The following is a 20,674-nucleotide window of genomic DNA, read 5'->3' as shown; positions in this document are numbered from 1 at the left end:
TGATCACGTAACGTTCTGCGTTCTGATTTGTTTCAAGGCGACTCTTTTGATTTTCTATACACGACCTCTACTACTCTGTGCTTTTTTCTTATTTTACTGTGCCACAGCAAGCCATGCCTCAATACTCAATATTGCACCTGAATCTGTAGAAGCAGAATCATGGATGATTTTTGACCCACAAACAGAACAAATCATTGCAGCACATAATGAAAATGACAGACGTGCACCTGCATCTTTAACCAAGATGATGGTGGCCTATTTAACCCTTGAAGCCATTCATGCAGGTAAACTCAAAACAACAGAAACCATTACTGCATCAAGTATTGTAAACAAAGTGAAATTTGATGAGTCAAAAATGGATTTGCGAGCAGGTGAACACATTACCATCGATCAATTGCTCAGTGGTTTAATCGTCATGTCCGCCAATGATGCAGCAGTTACACTTGCAGAAAAAATTTCAGGCAATTTACCGCAATTTATTGAAAAAATGAACAGTACAGCCCAACAACTCGGCATGTCTAATACTCATTTTACCAATCCTGCTGGTATTACCATGATCGACCACTATTCTTCTGCTGCAGACTTAGTCAGACTTTCTCACCACTTGATCAACAAATACCCCGAGTATCTCAACTACTCAAAACAACAAAGCTACACATGGGATAATTTCACCCACAAAGCCACCAATATTTTACTCAAAAAAGACAATACCGTGGATGGTTTAAAAACAGGCTATACTGCTGCAGCTGGGTTTAACTTAGCACTGACAGCCAAGCGTAGTACCCCCAATATAGATGTACCTGAACGGCGATTAATTGTTGTTGTATTAGGTACAAAAAGTCTATTTAAGCGTGCACAAGTTGCAAATCAACTTCTGAATTTAGCCTTTACCTATACCCAAGACATCGTTGCTCTAAAAGCAAATCAAGCTTTATTTCAATTACCTGTGATTGATGGTCATGAAAAAAGTTTTACGTTCTCTTCACCTCACAGCAAAATGATTACCGCATCGTTGTACCCTTTAAATACGCCCATACAGTTACAAAATTTCGATCTAAATAACAAGCTGATTGTTGAAAATAAAGAAAATGTTTTTCCTTTAAATCAACCACACATCAAACTCAATATCTCACTTGTTCAAAAACAACTCATTGCACCAATAAATAAAGAAATGATGCTTGCAAATGTAACCATTATGCAAAATAATCAACCAATTGATCAATTAAAAATTTCTGCGCCTGTTCAATTAGAACGAGCAAGTATATTTGAACGATTCATACATTGGCTTAAACATGTGTTACCGTTTATGTCTAATAAAGCGCCAGAAGCAATGATTTATCAATAAAGTCGTTTTAAGTCATTTCACATGGATGTAAAAGGTGGGATATTAAATGGAACAACGCTTTTTTAAACGTCAGATACATATAACATATAAAGGCAAACCAAATCATGAATAACGAATTACATCGAATAGTTATTGTTGGTGGTGGTGCAGGTGGTTTAGAGTTAGCAACTCAACTTGGCAATACTTTGGGTAAACACAAAAAAGCTAAAATCACCCTCATCGACCGCTCATTATCACACATTTGGAAGCCACTTTTGCATGAAATCGCAGCAGGTACACTGAACCCACATTCAGAAGAAACCAACTACTTTGCCCATGCAAAAAAACATCATTATCAATTTATTTTGGGTCAATTTGAAGGCTTAGATCAAAATCAAAACCAGATTCAAATTAGCACACCACAGCTATCAGAAAAATATCATTACGAAGGCTTTACAAACATCAGTTACGACACACTTATTCTTGCCATTGGCTCTCGTTGTAATGACTTTAATACCAAAGGTGTACGTGAAAACTGCTACTTTTTAGACAATAGAGAGCAAGCAGATGTATTTCAACAAGACCTATTCCACTTATATTTAAACGCACAAAATTCACCAACAAAACGCATGCTCAATATTGCCATTATTGGTGCAGGTGCAACAGGCGTAGAGCTTGCAGCAGAGCTGATTGATGCTAAAGAAAATTTTCATCAATACGGTTTAGATCATATTGACCCTAACTCAGTCAAAATTACATTGATTGAAGCGACCAATCGTATTTTGCCTGTGTTGTCAGAATCGATCTCGGCACAAACACAAAAAACCCTTGAAAAAATGGGAATTGATGTGCTGACACAGCACAAAGTGAGTGAAGTAACCAAAGACTCCATTCAATTTGCAGATGGTAAAACCATTCCAGCAGATATGATCGTATGGGCAGCAGGTGTAAAAGCTCCTCCTGTCCTTGAGCAACTCGAAGGCTTTGAAAAAGACCGTATTAACCGCTTAAAAGTCTACGCTACGCTACAAACCTTAAGTCATCCTAATATTTTTGCTTTAGGTGATTGTGCTCATTGCCAACCTGATGCCCATGAACCCCCTCTTGCACCGCGCGCGCAAGTTGCAAGCCAACAAGCAAGTTTTTTAGCAGAGGCCATTCCTGTGTACTTACGCGGTGGTAGTATGCCAATGTTTAGCTTTACAGATAAAGGATCGTTGGTTTCTTTAAGTCGTAATAAAGCCATTGGAGAAATTTTAGGTCAAGTAAAAGTACATGGTGCACTTGCACGTTCAATGTATGCCTCACTCTACCGAATTCATCAAACACATATCCATGGCTATACTCAAGCTGGACTGATGATGACCAAAGATTTTGTGACGCGTCGTGTTGGACCAAAAATTAAACTTTATTAATGATATATACCGCTCATAGGTTTAATTGTATGCACTAAAAAACATGAAGTGGTTGTTTTTTAAACAACCACTCATTGATTTTTTATAAATGATCCTCATACTATAATTTAATGCAACGATGCCTTTCACATATTTTCCTGATGCAGTCATGCATTTGAAAATATTGGCACATAAAAATGGATATAACCTATGACCGCAATTGCGAATAACCAAGTTGTTTCATTCAACTACACACTCACTAATGCAGAAGGTGAAACACTCGACAAATCACAAGGCGAGCCACTCGTTTATTTGCATGGTGCAGGAAATATTATTCCTGGTCTAGAAAAAGCACTAGAAAATAAAACTGTTGGTGACAAATTTGTCATTACCATCCCTGCTGCAGAAGCATATGGCGAATACAATCCTGAATTAGTTCAACAAGTACCAGCACAAATGTTCCAAGGTGTTGAGAACATTGAAGCAGGAATGCAATTCCAAGCACAAACAGATGACGGTGTACAAATCGTTACTGTAAAATCTGTTGAAGGCGAAACTGTTGTTGTGGATGCAAACTTTCCACTTGCAGGTCAAGACCTTACATTTGATGTCGAAGTTACAGACGTTCGTGAAGCGACTCAAGAAGAATTAGATCATGGTCACGTACATGGTGCAGGCGGTCATCAGCACTAATGGTATGATCATATACAAAAAGGCAAAGCTTCGGCTTTGCTTTTTTTTGTCTGTATTAATACACTCGTATACATCCATATTTAGAACGCATAGACAATGCCTACACAACTGATTTGGTTTAGACAAGATCTTCGTATACATGATCACAGTGCCCTTTGGCATGCAACACAACAAGAAAATCAATGTATTGCTTTGGTCATTTTATCCCCTAAACAATGGCAAGCACATCATGATGCATCTTGTAAAATTAATTTTTATCTCAGACAACTCACAATACTCAAACAACAACTTTCAGAAAAAAATATTCCGCTGATCGTCACAGTTGTCGATTGGTGGAAAGATATCCCTGAGCACATTCAGACTCTTACAGAACAATTATCTGTCCAACATGTATATGCAAATGCACAATACCCTATACATGAAAAACAACGTGATGACGCCACTCAAGAACTACTTTCAAAACATGGCAAAGAATTACATATTTTTCAAGATCATACCTTGTTCCCTGCAAAGAGCATTCGTACACAAAGTAATTTGCCTTATAAGGTCTTCACACCATTTAAAAAAACATGTTTTGAACGATTACAACATGGTCTTCCAACATGTTATCCAGATATTGAAATTCAAGAAAAAGTTAATGTTCCAACCCACATTCAACACGTAGATTTAGATGAAATACTCACACAATACAAAGTGCCTGAACAGATTGTAAATTTATGGCCTGTAGGTCACACAGTTGCTCAAGAAAAACTAGATGATTTTATTCAAACATCTGTTAAACAATATAAAGACAGCAGAGATTTCCCTTCTATACAGGGTACAAGCCAATTATCAGCTTATTTGAATATAGGCATCATTTCAGTCAGACAATGTGTACAAGCACTTTTTAAACCCAACCACGGAGAGTTTGTTTTAAATCATCAAGGGGTTGAAACTTGGTTAACTGAATTGATTTGGCGTGAATTTTATCAGCATATGATGATCGACTTTCCAAAAGTTTCTAAATCACAACCATTTAAAGATGAAACAAAACATCTAGCATGGCGCGATGCACCTCATGATTTTGAAAAATGGACACAAGGCCAAACAGGTATACCTATTGTAGATGCAGGTATGCGACAACTACAGCAAACAGGTTGGATGCACAATAGAGTACGTATGATTTGTGCAATGTTTTTAACCAAAAATTTACTCATCGATTGGCGAGAGGGTGAACGTTGGTTTATGCAACACTTGATTGATGGTGAGTTTGCGGCCAATAACGGTGGGTGGCAATGGTCTGCCTCTACAGGCACCGATTCTGCACCTTATTTTCGTATTTTCAATCCTGTCACTCAATCTGAAAGATTTGATGCTGAAGGCACATACATTAAACAATGGGTACCTGAACTTGCATCATTATCATCAAAGCAAATTCATGCACCATACTCATCTAAAGTGAGTCATATTGAATACCCACACCCCATCGTAGATTTAAAATCGAGTCGTGTTCGTGCCATTGAAGCATTTAAAAATCTTTAAAAATCTGAAGTATGAGGGATAAACTCCCTCATACTTCGGTTTAAGCTGAACGAGAGGCTTCTCTTTTAAAAACTAATTCCGTTGAGCTTGAATTTATCGCATCAAAGTAATACCCATCTACAGCAAATGTCTTTAGATCTTCAATACACGTAACTTGATGATCAATCACAAAACGTGCCATTAAACCACGTGCTTTTTTCGCATAAAAACTAATGATTTTATATTGGCCATTTTTTTGGTCTAAAAAAATAGGGCGAATAATATCTGCTTTAATTTTATTTGGTTGCACCGCTTTATAATATTCATCAGATGCTAAATTAAGCAAAAGATGGCTATTTAAGGCATCTAAGTCTTGATTAATGTGTTGTGTAATTAAATCACCCCAAAAATGATATAAATTCGTCCCACGTTGGTTATGTAGTTTTGTGCCCATTTCTAAACGATATGGCATCATTAAGTCTAAAGGGCGTAATAGGCCATACAATCCAGACAACATACGTAAATGTTGTTGTGCAAAACCCAGCTGATCTGGATTCAAAGAATAAGCATCTAAACCCATATAGACATCGCCTTTAAAGGCAAAAATAGCTTGACGAGCATTGCTAAAATCAAAAGATGAGCTCCAATCTCTAAATCGTGCCACATTTAACTGAGCAATTTTTTCGCTAACACCCATTAAATATGCAATATCGGTTGCTGAAAGTTCACGACAAATTTCAATCAATTGAGCAGACTGATCTAGCAATTGGGGTTGTGTAAAGTGATCTACCGGCAATGCCGTTTCGTAATCCAATGTTTTGGCTGGGGAAATAAGGCTAAGCACAGTATTACCTATCATCTGTTATGTTCATGACCGTTACTATAACAGTCATGAATTTCTAAAGCTAATTTGTGTTTTTAATCATAATTATCGGTATCATAGAGGTTCCTTCTTACCCAAGAAATATCAACGATATGACTGATACACTCTTTTTAAATGGCCCAGTCGGTAAAATTGAAGTATTTGTTGATTATCCACAAATCACTGCAAAAGGATTTGCCGTAGTATGTCACCCTCATCCCTTACAAGGAGGTACACCACATCATAAAGTACCTGCCCTTTTGGCCAAAATTTTGGCTGAACGAGGTTGTGTTGTTTATAGACCAAGCTTTCGAGGTTCTGGTCATAGTGAAGGCATTCACAATGAAGGTTTTGGTGAAACAGATGACATTTTAACCGTCATCAATTATGCAAAACAACAACATTCCGAATTACCATTTTATGCAGGTGGATTTAGTTTTGGTGCGCATGTCATCGCCAAAGCCTATGATCAATTAGAGTTAAACGAACGCCCAAAACAATTGGTTTTGTGTGGATTACCTACCGCCACTGTACAAGGATTAAGGCATTATAAAACGCCTGAACTCAAAGGGGATTTACTACTCATACATGGTGAAGGCGATGAGATTACATTATTGTCAGATGCAATTATTTGGGCAAAACCACAAAAACACCCTATAACCATCTTTCCAGGCGCAAATCACTTTTTTACAGGCTACTTAAAACAGCTGAACGAAACGATCCAACGCTATATTCACTTATAATTCACTTAATATACTACCGCGTGGTTCAATACATGCGGTAGATCTAAAATACTTATTAGATTAGGGTCACTGTATGAAAAATAATACCTCTTCTCCACATGTCACGTTATCAACGCCTAACATTGACGCACACACTAAATTTGAAGACATGGTTGCCATGTTAATTGGTACGTTTATTTTATCGTTTGCTTTAAATCTATTACAATTTTCAGGCATTATGACAGGTGGAACGGCAGGATTATCCTTATTGGTTCACTACATTACGGGACTCAAATTTGGTACGGTATTTTTCCTTATCAACATTCCATTTTATTATTTTGCCTATAAAAAAATGGGGGTTGCTTTAGTTATAAAAACATTTATTGCTGTTCTTCTGCTGTCTGCCTTTACAGAAATTATGCCCCAATTTATTAAAATTCAATCACTCAATCCATTTTATGCCACCATCGTAGCCAATTTAATTATGGGGGTCAGTTTTCTTATCTTATTTAGACATCGCTCTAGTTTAGGTGGTGTGAATTTATTGGCCTTATATTTACAAAGTAAATTTAATATCTCGGCAGGTAAATTTCAAATGGGTGTCGATTTAAGTATTTTAGTTGCATCGGCTTTTTTTGTAGAATGGCACTTGTTGGCAATTTCTATTTTAGGCGCATTTGTACTTAATTTTATCATTGCAATGAATCATAAAAGCTCGCGTTATATTGCCTAAATTCAATAAACCTACGATTTTACTAAAGTTTAATCAAATGGTTATATGATTGACATGTCATGTTCACATGGTTTTTTTATACTTTTTACTTCATAAAAAAACAGTATATGACGACCATGAGTCTACAAAAAAATTTAAGTTTAATCGCAATTACATTGGCCATGCTCGGCTGTCAAATGCCCGCAGAGCATATACAAAAAACAAAAAGCCCTCAATTAACTGGTTTTGCAAGTTTACCTGCAAATACATTTTCTGAGGGCCCAAGCAGTGGCCACAACATTGAAGGTAAAAATGGGTTTAAACCACCCTTTTCAAGCCAGCCTGTACAAGGGTTCTCTGCAGCCATTAAAAATAAAGATGGTACGTATACTGTCATGCCTGATAATGGTTTTGGAACTCAAGAAAATTCACGTGATTTTTTACTAAGAATGTATACATTAAAGGTTCAATTTTTAACTAAAAATCAATCTCAGCAAAATATTGATATTCTTAAAACCATTCAACTTAAAGATCCAAATCGCCTGATTCCATTTGAAATTACTCATCAAAATACAACTGAACGTTTATTAACAGGCGCAGATTTTGATCCAGAATCAATGCAACAACTCAAAGATGGGAGTTATTGGATTGGAGATGAATTTGGGCCGTATTTACTACACTTTTCTGCCGATGGCACATTGCTTGACCCACCTATATCTTTACCCGACCCACTCAACCCAAACAGCGTATTAAGATCGCCACAAAATCAATTTAATCGTTATCCATCACAATACATTGAACCATTAGTACAACGCAGTGCTGGTTTTGAAGGAATGGCACTTTCACCAGACCAAATGTTTTTATACCCAATCCTTGAAAAACCGCTATTAAATTCAAAAGACAAACAGCTCATCATCTTTCAATTTGATGTACAAAAAAAGCAATATACACCGAACCACTATTACTTTGCACTCAACGATAAAGCGACCAATATTGGTGATTTTCAGATGTTTAATGCAAAAGATGGCCTTATTATTGAAAGAGATGCCACACAAAACGACATCAATGGCTATAAAAAGCTGATTCAAATACATTTAAATGCACCCCAACAGTTGGTCACACGTCATGAACTTGTGAATTTAATGCAAATAAATAATCCACATCATCTGTATCCTAATCAAGATGTAAATGATTTAGGAACAAAGCATCAATTTATGATGCCTTTTGAAACCATTGAAGATATCATTATTGAAAGCCCAAATACCATTACAGTATTTAATGACAATAATTTTCCTTTTTCTTCTGGAAGAAATCCGTACAAAGCAGATAATAACGAAATCATTCAAATTAAACTAACGCACGCCCTCAAGTAGAAAAAATCAACTGATTTTAATTGAAGTAAAAGACTTCAATTAAATTGGAGGATTAACGTCTATTATTCACGTATTGAATGGGCATATATTTGTTTCATGTATATGCTCATAATACTATGCAGTAACCAATGCAAGATTATATGTCTCATTCAATCACTTAAATGCTATTTTAAAGAAGCTTTAACCCCTTTTATAAAAATGATATACAGCCACAAATTTTTAATCACTTTTTTCAAATCCAATAATGCATTCAACATACATCAATACAACAAAGTGATATATAATCATATTTTTTAAAAAAAAGAGACTTAATTCATGTTTTTGCCAAAAAATCTGTTGGCTATTATTTTTCTTTTAATAACCTTGGTGGGATGTACAACAGAAACACCTGAAAATAAAACGTCATACGTCACACTTATAGATGGTGAATTGCCTGAAATCAATGCAAACCCTTTATTAAATCTTAATCTAAGCGTGATTAGTAATATACATATGTTCAAGCAAGAACATCAAACATTTCCATTTATACTAAATATTAATGGACAGCTCGTACAAATCAATAAAGATGGAACACTCAAGCATATTTTAAATGAAGGCGACTATAGTGAACAAGAAATTCAACATTTAAAATATAACGAAGATGCTCTTTCTAGTGAAAATTTTATCTACGTAAATTCATCAAATAATATTTTAGAAGCCATTACACCAAACAATGAACACGTCTTAATTGCAGGTAAATTCAGCGATCTTGCTCATTCTAGTGAGCGCTTTATAAATCAAAAAAACATTCAAAATCCAACCACTCCGCTCAACCAAGCGACTTTTAATTTACCGATAGGGATTACTGAAAGCACAAAAAATGAATGGGTTGTATTAGACAACAATGGTGAAAAGTTAAGACTCATAACTCCAGATCATACTATTTCTGATCTTCCCATGCCCAACTCGTTCAAAGCCCACGGCATACATTCAAATCAAGATGGTACAGTATGGTTATTTAACGATACCTCTGTTTTTCAGTATCATATTGCGCAGCGTAAAATAATAAAACAATGGCAAGATCAGTTCGAACACATTTCTGATCTTAGTGTCTCTTCTTTAGGGGTCTTTATTATAGAAAGTTTAAAATCACATATTAAAAAATTAAATCAGAGTGGTAATTTCGAAAACTTTTTTCAAAGTGTATGTGATTCTGATTACTTAGATAAACACCACAGAGAATGTAATCCTCTACTCGATCATTATGACGATTCATTACGATTTTCACCACTTCATTTGATTGCTCATCCAGAAAAAAATGAATTAATCATTTCAACATATTTCAGTGTTTATACGCTCTCTTTAACCAAAAAATTAGAACGAATTGCTGGTACAAAAGAAAATAATATAGATAAAACAGATCAAGATATTACTAAAAAGATGCAAGGATGTACTAATCTATATGCCAATCAAGATGGTGCCTATTGTTACAATGGTATATATGGTTTAAATTTTTATAAAAATAATCAAACACCTCGTCAGCTTTTTGATCATAAATATGTCGGACAATTTATTGTTTATAATAACAATTTATATTCAATAAGTTACGACACTATCATAAAATCACCACTCACCAATAAAATAGACAACTATGAACAATCGTACAGAGATGTAAATTGGTTTAATGAAATATCAGACACTGAAGTAGATGATCAAATGCAACCTCGGTCTATCGTTAAAGGGGCTGAATCGATCACTGTAGATGAGCAAGGCAATCTTTTTATTGCAGATGCAGATAGCTACAAAATTTTTCAAATTTCACCAGACAAAAAAGTCTCTACTCTTATTTCATTTTCAGATTCAGACCCTGAAAAAACACCTATTGTCGATTTAAAAGACGATGATTGTCGCTGTAGAGCAAAATATAATAAAAAACCAAAGCTTGTTTCAGTAAAAGGTGATCTAGGCTATGTGGTTGATGGCTATTACAATATCTATAAAATAGATTTAAAGTCTAAATCTTATACGATTTTATACAATGCCAACAAAGATACCCCTTCTTTTAAATCAATAAGCATTGACTCAAACAATAATCCTTGGTTATTGACTGACTCTAAACATCTTTACAGTATACAAGAGGGGCATTTGATCGATTTCTATCAAAAACTCATTGAATTAGGTTATCCCGAACAAATAGGGATTGATTCTATTGCTTTTTCGTCAGATGGAAATTTATTGTTAGGCTCTCATGTTGCATTATTTAAAGCAGATATGACAAAACTGATTCATTAGTCGTTCAATGACTGCATACCATCATAGATTATTGAAATCACAAAGTCACTCATGCGACAGGTTTCAATAATCATTCATTTACACAAGGCAATGCATTCAAGCAAGATTGCCTTGGTCAGATTAACTCAAATCAAACGATCGGTGTTGTTCTTTGGACTATACAAATTTTTCATAGACAACACCTTAGTTTCGCCATCGTTACGTGGTTGAACAAAAGCCATGTTACCCGAGAATTTTTGGTTAAAAAGCATGGTTGTATTAAATACACAACCACCATTCATCAAAATAAAGGGGCTTTTTTCTGTATAAAATAAACAGTAAAGCCCCTTATTTATTAGTCGACTAAAGCCAATGCTGTTGTGAGTAACTTCCAACATTTGGCTACAGTTTCAACATTCACTCGCTCACCGGGTGCATGTGCTCCACGAATATCTGGACCAAATGACACCATGTGTAAATTTGGATAATGCTCGGCTAAAATGCCACACTCTAAACCTGCATGTATGACTTTAAGTTTAGCATCAATACCAAAAGTGGTTTGATAGGCCTGTTGTAAACACGCTAAAGCAGCCGATTCAGGATTTGGTGTCCAACCAGAGACCAATGGTGTCAGTGTAGCTTGTGCACCATGGCGTATAAAATGCATTTTAATATGTTGAGCTAATTGTTCAGCTTCAGCATTAACCATTGAACGCACCATAATTTGAGCAGATGCTTCTGTTGGTGTAATTGATAGCATACCAATGTTATTTGATGTTTCAACAACATCATCTAACACCTTACTCATTGTATAAATACCATATGGACATGTTGCTAAGGCAGTCATCCATGATTTAATCAAATCGGAGGGACATATGTTTTGCGGTGGTTGGCAAGGCATGAGAATACATTCTAGACCATCATCAATACCTTTTAGTTGATCTAAGCATTGCTGTTTATATGTGATCAGGTTTTTTTGAAACGCTTCATATTGCTGTGGTTTCAACCCAATCACAGCATATGCTTCTCTTGGAATTGCATTACGTGCTGTTCCACCCTCCAAAGATGCAATATAACCTTCACCTAAATATTGCTGTAAACATTGCACTAAAATAACATTTGCATTACCACGGCCTAAATGAATATCTACACCTGAATGCCCACCTTTAAGCCCTTGTATATTTAATTGAAACCATACCAAATCTTTCGGTACGGCTTGTGCTGTTATTTTTTGGGTGAGTTCAACATCTTGACTACCTGCACAGCCCAAATACAGCTCGCCCCATTCTTCAGTGTCCATATTAAATAGCCACTGCCCTTTTAATAACGCTGGGTCTATTCCTCGAGCACCACTCATTCCTGCTTCTTCATCTACCGTAAGCAAAACCTCTATCGGCCCATGTTCAAGATCATCACTTTCTAATACAGCCAAGGCTAATGCCACACCAATTCCATTATCTGCCCCTAATGTGGTGTTTTTTGCAATCAACCATCCATCTTCAAGTATAGGTTGAATGAAATCTTTACTAAAATCATGCACAGTATCTCTATTAGCTTGTGTAACCATATCTATATGCGCTTGTAAGATCACTGTTTTTACATGTGATTTACCCTTTGTAGCAGGTTTTTTAATCAACAAATTTCCTGCACGATCGACCATACTAGATAAACTTCTTTGTGTTGCCCACGCTTGTAAAGCATCTCGTAATTGTTGTTCTTTTTTAGACATTCTAGGTGTTTTGCATAATGTTTCAAAATGCTTCCACACCACTTGTGGTTGTAATTGAGAAAGAGGAAATACGTCCATACATGTCACTCAAAAATATAATTTGTTTAGAGTAATGACTCTCAAGACAAACAACAATCCATATTGTGTACAAAACTTTTATCTTTCAATTTACAAATAAAAAAACACCCTACATGCTAAGAGTTACATATAGGGTGCTTGAGTCAGTGATTATTTTATTTTTTGAAAGGTAAAGCATATTTAAAAATACGTCCGAGAACTTGACTATATTGTTTAAATAAACTTGCATTATTGTAGTTTAAACCATATTTTTCACATACAGCTTCAACTTTCGGCCCCATTTCTCTGTAACGGCGACCCGGCACTTCAGGAAATAAATGATGCTCGATTTGATGACTTAAATGCCCTGTCAAAATATGGAAAATTTCAGAACCTTCTAAGTTTGATGATCCTCGAATTTGACGCATATACCAATGTCCTTTACTTTCATTTTGTAAAACAGACTTTGGAAATACTTCTACATCTTTCGTAAAATGACCACAGAAAATAATACTAAATGTCCATACGTTACGAATACCATTGGCCGCTAAATTACCACAAAATACAGGAATCGCATTTGGGCCTGCAATCAATGGGAAAAACACATAATCTTTAAACAGTAATTTTGCCACTTTGTTTTGAATCGGTTTCCATTCTTTCCACAACTGTTTTTTAGTCTTGCGACCAATAAACACTTTACCAACTTCAAGGTCTTGTATTGCTACACCCCATTGAAATAAAAGACTAAATGGAATGGTGTATAACGGCTGTAAAAGGTGAGATTTTTTCCAGCGCTGTTCAGGAAAAAGGCGCAATAAACCATAACCAATATCATCATCCATTCCTTTAATATTGGTATAGGTATGATGGGTAAAGTTATGTGATTGTCTCCAATTATCTGCTGTGCCTGCAATGTCCCACTCATAACTTTGTCCCATGAGTTTAGGGTCATTCATCCAATCATATTGACCATGCATGACATTATGGCCCACTTCCATATTTTCGAGAATTTTAGATAAACCCAGTAATCCTGTACCTAAAACCCATGCTGGTGGAAACCATCCTGCAAATAATAATGCTCGACCCGCAATACTGCTATAGCGCACCGTTGAATATACACGGCGCATATACTTAGCATCTTTTTCACCTAAGTCATCAAGCACATCTTGTTTAATTGCATCAAGCTCTGCCGCTAAAGATTCCAATTCGGCTTCTGTTAAGTCTCGATTCTTTGGGTTTTTAAAGTACTGGGTTTTAACGTGCATATTCATGATACAACTCACTCTTACAGATCTAAGACTAGATCAGATTTTGCCGAATTAATACAAATGCGTAATGAACTACCTGGCTCTGAATTTTGATTTTGGTTCAAAATATTTTGTGTTACACCGCTCACCTTATGGCATGAACACTTATTACAAATACCCATACGGCAACCTGCAACTGGTTTTTCATTGGCTTGCTCTAAAGCCTCAAGTAAAGAGATTCCACACGGAACTTCTAACATTTTTTGAGATTTGGTCAGTGTAATAGTCACTGTACCTGTATCAGAGATTTCTAGTGGTGATAAAGTAAAGGCTTCACTCTTAAATAACCGTGCTGCGTGAAATAACTCACACGCAGAATTTACAAATCCAGATGGCCCACATGCAAATACTGCTGTGTCGTGCAGATCACCACAATCTGTGACATGCTGTTCATTTAAACGTGATGATGTTTGGGCATCTTGAGTACAGAAAACTTGGTAGGTAAACTCAGGGTACTGTTGAGCCACTTTTTCAAAAAATGAATGAAAAGCCACGTCTTCAAAATGCTTAACCCAATACATGAGTTTTAAACGATAGTGTTTGAGCTGACCTGTTTTTACAAGATCATAAATCATGCTATACATGGGGGTAATACCACTTCCTGCCGCCAATAAAATAACGTCTTTTTCAGGATGTGTTACACAAAGCATTTCACCATAAGGTTGGCCAAATTCAATCACATCGCCAATTTCAGCAACGTTACATAGCCATGTACTTACCGCACCTTGAGGTACTTTTTTCAAAGTTAATTCAACATGTTGCTCATCTATACGATTGAGGCTGTATGTTCGCTCTAAACGGCGTGCGGCGATTTCAACAATCACAGGATGATGCTGCCCGGGTAACCCAAAATTCATGCGCTTATTGCAACGTATAGTCAACGTGACCATATCTTTAGCAGTGCTTTGTTTTTTAACGATACGGCCTAACATTTCATGAGTAGACCACATTGGATTAAACTTTTGCACCCAAAAGTTAACAACCCTTTGGTCAAGTACACTCTCAGTCAGAAAATTGAGTGCATGATTTTTCTTTGGTAAAACGCTCATATTTAGGCCATCTCAGTTATGACTCTTTATTATTATACACATGTATATATATATGTATAGTATTAAAACAACGAATTGTTGTATTTCTAATTCACTAAAGATAAGGCTATAATCAAGAAAACATCTTCAATGACAAACATGGCCTCTTTATCTACAATGACATCGCATGAAATACTTGAGCCACCTTTAGAGCCGCTCAAGACCACTGCACGCACTGTCGGCAGAAAAGCAACAATTACAAAAGAAGAACTATTTCAAGCAACGCTTAATTTGATTGGTCCTCAAAAAAGTATTGCCTCACTGAGTTTAAGAGAAATTGCACGTGAAGCAGGCATTGCTCCCAATAGCTTTTACCGACACTTTAAAGATATTGATGAATTAGCGATTGAGCTGATTAATCGTGCAGGTTTAGTGTTAAGACAAATTATTCGTGAAGCACGGCTAAGAGCCGTAAAGCAAGATGGAATTATTCGTAGCTCTGTAGATATTTTTTTACAACAGCTTGATACCGATGAGGGGTATTTAAGTCTACTGTTAAGAGAAGGCTACACAGGTTCTGTCTCTTACAAACAAGCTGTTGAACAACAACTGAATTTCTTCCAACAAGAATTACAAGAAGATCTCGTACGCTTAGAGCAAATGAATAAAAGCACCATTGCACACCCAGAAATTGTCGCCATTGCCATTACACAATTGGTCTTTAATATGGGCGCAAAAGTTTTAGATTTAGATGTAAAACAAAGGCGACATACCGCAGAACAAACCATGCTAATGATTCGAATGATCCTAGAAGGTGCACGTCGTTTAGAACATCGTGAGCAAAATAAAGCAAAAAGTTAAACAGGTAATAATACGGCTAAAAAGATGACATAGCCTCACAGTAACATGATAATAAGCTGATTAAATATGAGTCTATTTAACGACCGACAAGCACAGATTGCAAGCTATCTCATTATTGTGATTGCACTAACTGCCATGATTCCCTTGCATTTATTAGCCAGTTTTTTTGCAGGCTTTTTAATTTACGAAATTATTCACTCATTAAGTAAAATGATTGAACCATACACGAAAAGCAATAAAATTAAACTTATTTTGAGTATTGTACTTAGTGTTAGCATCATTGCATCACTGGTTTTTATTATTACAACACTAGTGAATTTTACCTTATCTGACTTACAAGGTCATCATGGCCTAAATGGCTTTAACGCTCAAATAGATAAAACGTTAATGAGCATGCAACAAGAAATCAGTCGCTTTTTACCGAGCTATATTCCAAATAATATTAGCGACCTGAAAAACAATTTCATGGAGCTCATTAAAAATAATATTCAAGCTTTACGCAGTGCAGGTACAGACTTTTTACACAATATTGCCACTACATTTATTGGGCTTATTATTGGTATTTTAGTGTCAGTGCAAACGACACATCAAAAAAGTACATCGCCACAGCCTGCATTTAAAGTCGCACTGACTGAAAGAATCTCTCATTTAGGGGAATCATTTAGAAATGTAGTCTTTGCTCAAATTAAAATCTCATTTATTAATACCGTGTTGTTTGTTATTTTTTCGCTCATTATATTGCCGTTATTTCACGTACATTTACCTTTTGAAAAAACACTATGTTTACTCACATTTGTTTTCGGCTTAATTCCTATTGCAGGGAACTTACTTTCTAATTCTCTTATTGTATTGGCAGGCCTCACCATTTCGTTACCTGTCGCCTCGGTATGCTTAGTATACTTAGTACTCATTCACAAATTAGAATACTTTATCAACGCACAAATTATCGGAACAAAAATTAAAGCAAAAGCGTGGGAGGTATTATTGGCCATGCTCATTTTTGAAGCTATTTTTGGAATCGGTGGCTTAATTGTTGCCCCTATTTTTTATGCATATATCAAACAAGAATTGACCGTATTAAAAATGATTTAATATCAATGCTGTTTTAAAAAAGCGCCCGTTTATTTAACGGGCGCTTTTTCATTTATGGTTTAACCGTCACCAACACCTGAATGGCTTCGGGTACAACCGACAATTGACCCAAGCTATTTAAGCCTTCTTGCTGTAATTTTTTCAATCGCTCAATTTCATCTTTACGAATGCTCGGATTAAATTGTTTTAGATATTCTAAACGATCAATTTCATACTGCCATTGCTTGCCGTAGTTGTTTTGACCTTGCGCTTGCAACTCAGGCAAATAGGCTTTAGCTAAATCTAATGCTTGATGATAACGTTGCTCAATCACATCTCTACGTGCTTTAACAATTTGACGACTACTGTTGCCATCTAAATGATTAAGATGTGGCCTAAGTATACTTGGATCAATTTTTTTCGATAAATCTTGTCCGTTCTCACTCAGTAATACTCGAATCAACTGGGTTGGTAAACTTGCCAATACATTTAATGCTTTTGGTGCAATGGCTTCAATTTTAAACCATACCTCAACCAACACAGTGCCTGGTTTAATTGCATTAGACTTCAGCATAGCCACATTGGTACTACCAAAAGATTGCGTGCGGATCATTTCCATCACACTTTCAATAAATGGGTGTTCTAAAGTTAAATATTGTGCATCTTCACGAATTTGAGCTTGATCACGATAATACGTGGCCGTCATTCCTTCTTCATCAAGTGTCAGCCCGCTCACTTGCATTTGATCACTGGGTTTAATGATCACAGTACCATTACTTTGTTCATCAAAATCAATATTGGTTGAAGACATAAAACGCTTCATAAACATCGGTAGCGTTGTATTGTCATCATAATCATCTAATGCTTTCACAATATTTTGTGCCACCAATGGACGACATGAATTATATTCTAGTAATCGATCTCGCCCTTCTTGTAACTCTCGCTCTAAAGCTTGGCGTTGCAAGGTTACATTTTCTAAAAGATCATCAAAATCTGAACCTAAATCAGTAAGTAAGTGGGATTTAAGATCAGCAATAAAGTTTTCTTGCAGCGTTTGTGCAGTTGGTGAAATATGGTTAAAAATATTGAGTGCTTCATTGTACCAACGAAACATACGCTCTTGTGCTGTACCGATCAAATACGGAACATGAATTTGAATTCTATTTTCTTGACCAATACGATCAAGACGACCAATACGTTGTTCAAGTACATCTGGATTTGATGGTAAGTCAAATAAAATTAAATCGCTCGCAAATTGGAAATTACGACCTTCTGAACCAATTTCAGAGCACAATAAAATTTGTGCACCATTTACATCTTCAGCAAAATAAGCAGCGGCCTGATCACGCTCTAGCAAGGTCATTGCCTCATGGAACATTGCTGTACGTATGCCTGCATGTAAGCGTAATACATTTTCCAAAGCTTCGACCACAGGGCCACTACGCGCAATGAGCAATACTTTATTATGCTTTAAGTCTTTACGTAAAACATCCATCAGCCACATAACACGTGGATCATGTTGCATCCAAGAGCCATCAATATGTGCTTCTTCAGGCCACATTTGTTCGCGTAATTTTCCTGTCATAGACCATGTTGCTGGTGCAATCAGTGGTACAGGACGACAATCTCTACCAGGAAAACCTTGAATCGCTTCACGCGTGTTACGGAACAAAATACGCCCTGTACCATGACGGTCTAACAGTTCATGAATGGCTTGATAGCGTTGTTCGGGTTGATCTTCAATGACATGACCCAATAGCTTTTCAAGCGCATCACGGTGTATTTGAGTGAGTGGTTCATCAGACATCAGCACTTCTGCAATTTTTGCAGTGTGATGATATTTTTCTTCTTCATCTAGGAATCGATCTAAGGCACTAAAACGTTGTGGATCAAGTAAACGTAAGCGAGCAAAATGACTCTCTACTCCTAATTGCTCAGGCGTTGCTGTCAGTAGCAATACACCAGGAATTTTCTCTGCAAGTTCCTCGATTAAATCGTAACGGTCATTACCACCTTCTTCTTCGTTCCACATCAAATGATGAGCTTCATCGACCACCAACAGGTCAAAGCCTGCATCTAACGCTTGCTCTCGTAAATCTTCATGGTCAACCATCAAGTCAACACTCGCAATAATACATTGTTCCGTGCTAAATGGATTCAACTCAGGATCATGTTCACGAATTGCGGCTGTACGTGTTAGGTCAAAAATGGCAAAATTCAAATTGAAACGACGGCGCATTTCAATCATCCATTGGTACTGCAATGAATCAGGCACTAAAATTAAAATACGTTCAGCACGAGCAGTTTTTAACTGTTGGTGAATAATCAGCCCCGCTTCAATGGTTTTACCTAAGCCCACTTCATCGGCAAGTAATACACGTGGCGCAAAGCGTTTTCCTACTTCATGTGCAATATACAATTGATGTGGAATTAATCCAACTCGTGCACCAATCACCCCTCTTAAAGGGTTGTTATTCATGTTGGCTTGCATTTGCAAGGCTTCTACACGCAAGTCATACCATGCTTTAATATCTACTTGACTAGCGAGCAAACGATCAAGTGGCTTGGAAAGCTGAATTTGCGCCCCTAGACGAGTTTCGTTGAGCGTTTTATACTCTTTTTCGCCGTGGCTTAATGTACGTACCACATGGTATTTCAGTACACCAAAACGCTCTTCAAATGACTCTACAGTCCATGCAATCCCTTCTTGATCATGTAATTCATCTTTTACATTAAATACAATGCGTGACAATGGTGCATTACTTTTGGCATATACTCGTGTTTCATCACTTTTAGGGAATAAAATACTGACAGCACGCTCGTCTACATCAATGACTACACCTAAACCAAGTTCCGTTTCTGTATCAGATAACCAACGTTGACCAATAGCAAACTGTTGCAATTTTTTCACCTTTCATTTAAGTCTAGACAAAACCAATCTATGCTATAGATCGTTTAGTTTGGATTTTACTTTCATATTTTCGCATAAAGCCCAAGCAAAGTGCGCAAGAAATATGCTTCAATATGTCAATAAATTAAGTATCTATTGACAAGTTTTATACATTTGTAGCACTACACATTTTAACGCTTCTAGAGCGAGTGTAATGATGAATCATGTGAAATGAGTGACTCAAGTGATCTTAAAATGGCACAGGGCATTCAAAATTCACAGTTTGAGATGTTTTAGGATGAGTAAAAGAAATTTTGTATGCATGTAAGCACAAACGATCTGTCAGACGTTGTTGTGCCAAATTTGCATATAACGTGTCACCCACAATAGGATGACCTAAATGTTGCAAATGTACACGTAATTGATGCGCACGACCTGTTATAGGAACTAACTCAACCCGAGTCACCGCTTGACCATTAATCTCGAAGTGCGCTAAAGCAGTCCAATGTGTGATGGCAGGTTTAGTGTGGTTAGCATCTACAATATGTAAAGGTGGACGACTTGGATCATAAATAACAGGAATATCAATACAACCGTGCCCTTCTAAATGTCCGGCAACAAGTGCTTGATAAACTTTATGAGTTTGACGTTCTTGAAACTGCCTTGAAATACTATTTTGCCCTAAGCGAGTCAGTGCAAACACCAAAAGACCTGAAGTATCACGATCTAAACGATGAATAAGTAAAGTTTTTGGTTCATTTTGGACTAAACGTGTGAGTACACTATCGTATAATGCTTCACCCTTACCCGGCACGCTCAGTAGACCTGCAGGCTTGTGAATGACCATAAAATCTTCATCTTTATAAATGAGATGTTCGGTTAAAAAATCAGGCAAAGCTGT

Annotated in this window: 16 protein-coding genes; 10 read left to right on the top strand and 6 right to left on the bottom strand. The window is 36.5% G+C overall.

Features of this window, described 5'->3' with window-relative positions:
- Positions 1 to 46 precede the first annotated feature (46 nt).
- The 4 genes from I2F17_RS03455 to phrB all read left to right on the top strand — a co-directional run bounded on the left by I2F17_RS03455 (position 47) and on the right by phrB (position 4,932).
- A complete protein-coding gene (locus tag I2F17_RS03455; RefSeq protein ID WP_235985909.1) occupies positions 47 to 1,345 on the top strand; it encodes a D-alanyl-D-alanine carboxypeptidase family protein in 1,299 nt (432 codons plus the stop codon).
- 104 nt (positions 1,346 to 1,449) lie between these two features.
- On the top strand, positions 1,450 to 2,739 hold the full coding sequence (locus I2F17_RS03450) for an NAD(P)/FAD-dependent oxidoreductase (RefSeq protein WP_196422853.1): 1,290 nt from the start codon (positions 1,450 to 1,452) through the stop codon (positions 2,737 to 2,739).
- 189 nt (positions 2,740 to 2,928) lie between these two features.
- A complete protein-coding gene (locus tag I2F17_RS03445; RefSeq protein WP_196422852.1) occupies positions 2,929 to 3,411 on the top strand; it encodes an FKBP-type peptidyl-prolyl cis-trans isomerase in 483 nt (160 codons plus the stop codon).
- A 96-nt stretch (positions 3,412 to 3,507) separates the two neighbouring features.
- Positions 3,508 to 4,932: a deoxyribodipyrimidine photo-lyase gene (gene phrB / locus I2F17_RS03440; protein WP_211139090.1), complete on the top strand. Its 1,425-nt coding sequence runs from the start codon at positions 3,508 to 3,510 to the stop codon at positions 4,930 to 4,932.
- Positions 4,933 to 4,972: 40 nt separating this feature from the next.
- Here phrB and yaaA read toward each other — a convergent pair whose 3' ends face one another.
- The gene (yaaA, locus tag I2F17_RS03435; RefSeq protein ID WP_211139096.1) at positions 4,973 to 5,755 is read right to left on the bottom strand and encodes a peroxide stress protein YaaA; all 783 of its coding nucleotides are present in this window, start codon (positions 5,753 to 5,755) and stop codon (positions 4,973 to 4,975) included.
- A gap of 131 nt (positions 5,756 to 5,886) precedes the next feature.
- Between yaaA and I2F17_RS03430 the strand changes: the two genes are divergently transcribed.
- The 4 genes from I2F17_RS03430 (at position 5,887) to I2F17_RS03415 (ending at position 10,851) form a co-directional block, all read left to right on the top strand.
- On the top strand, positions 5,887 to 6,516 hold the full coding sequence (locus I2F17_RS03430) for an alpha/beta hydrolase (protein WP_196422850.1): 630 nt from the start codon (positions 5,887 to 5,889) through the stop codon (positions 6,514 to 6,516).
- Between the two features lie 73 nt (positions 6,517 to 6,589).
- Positions 6,590 to 7,228, top strand: a complete 639-nt coding sequence (locus I2F17_RS03425) for a YitT family protein (RefSeq protein WP_196422849.1) — start codon at positions 6,590 to 6,592, stop codon at positions 7,226 to 7,228.
- 116 nt (positions 7,229 to 7,344) lie between these two features.
- A complete protein-coding gene (locus tag I2F17_RS03420; RefSeq protein ID WP_407926542.1) occupies positions 7,345 to 8,580 on the top strand; it encodes an esterase-like activity of phytase family protein in 1,236 nt (411 codons plus the stop codon).
- 315 nt (positions 8,581 to 8,895) lie between these two features.
- On the top strand, positions 8,896 to 10,851 hold the full coding sequence (locus tag I2F17_RS03415; protein WP_211139089.1) for a hypothetical protein: 1,956 nt from the start codon (positions 8,896 to 8,898) through the stop codon (positions 10,849 to 10,851).
- Positions 10,852 to 11,185: 334 nt separating this feature from the next.
- Here I2F17_RS03415 and I2F17_RS03410 read toward each other — a convergent pair whose 3' ends face one another.
- The 3 genes from I2F17_RS03410 to I2F17_RS03400 form a co-directional block, all read right to left on the bottom strand.
- Positions 11,186 to 12,637: an aminoacyl-histidine dipeptidase gene (locus I2F17_RS03410; RefSeq protein ID WP_196422846.1), complete on the bottom strand. Its 1,452-nt coding sequence runs from the start codon at positions 12,635 to 12,637 to the stop codon at positions 11,186 to 11,188.
- Between the two features lie 155 nt (positions 12,638 to 12,792).
- On the bottom strand, positions 12,793 to 13,887 hold the full coding sequence (locus tag I2F17_RS03405; RefSeq protein ID WP_196422845.1) for a fatty acid desaturase family protein: 1,095 nt from the start codon (positions 13,885 to 13,887) through the stop codon (positions 12,793 to 12,795).
- 14 nt (positions 13,888 to 13,901) lie between these two features.
- Positions 13,902 to 14,972 (bottom strand): flavin reductase family protein, encoded by a 1,071-nt coding sequence (locus I2F17_RS03400; RefSeq protein ID WP_196422844.1) that lies wholly within the window; start codon positions 14,970 to 14,972, stop codon positions 13,902 to 13,904.
- A 138-nt stretch (positions 14,973 to 15,110) separates the two neighbouring features.
- On the opposite strand from I2F17_RS03400, the gene fabR reads away from it, so the two are divergent.
- Together fabR and I2F17_RS03390 are read left to right on the top strand one after the other, a co-directional pair.
- Positions 15,111 to 15,812 carry an HTH-type transcriptional repressor FabR gene (fabR, locus tag I2F17_RS03395; RefSeq protein ID WP_196422883.1) on the top strand — a complete coding sequence of 234 codons (702 nt, stop codon included), beginning with the start codon at positions 15,111 to 15,113 and terminating at the stop codon, positions 15,810 to 15,812.
- Between the two features lie 66 nt (positions 15,813 to 15,878).
- Entirely contained in the window at positions 15,879 to 16,904 is a 1,026-nt protein-coding gene (locus I2F17_RS03390; RefSeq protein WP_196422843.1) for an AI-2E family transporter, read from the top strand.
- 52 nt (positions 16,905 to 16,956) lie between these two features.
- Here I2F17_RS03390 and rapA read toward each other — a convergent pair whose 3' ends face one another.
- Both rapA and I2F17_RS03380 read right to left on the bottom strand, forming a co-directional pair.
- Complete coding sequence (gene rapA / locus I2F17_RS03385; RefSeq protein ID WP_196422842.1) at positions 16,957 to 19,794, bottom strand: RNA polymerase-associated protein RapA; 2,838 nt, start codon at positions 19,792 to 19,794, stop codon at positions 16,957 to 16,959.
- Positions 19,795 to 20,023: 229 nt separating this feature from the next.
- Entirely contained in the window at positions 20,024 to 20,668 is a 645-nt protein-coding gene (locus tag I2F17_RS03380) for an RluA family pseudouridine synthase (RefSeq protein WP_407926541.1), read from the bottom strand.
- Positions 20,669 to 20,674 lie beyond the last annotated feature (6 nt).

It is taken from the genome of Acinetobacter baretiae (genome assembly GCF_015627105.1).
Lineage (GTDB): Bacteria > Pseudomonadota > Gammaproteobacteria > Pseudomonadales > Moraxellaceae > Acinetobacter > Acinetobacter baretiae.
Note: the sequence above shows the minus strand (reverse complement) of the source record. Positions and strands in the feature narration are given on the sequence as shown.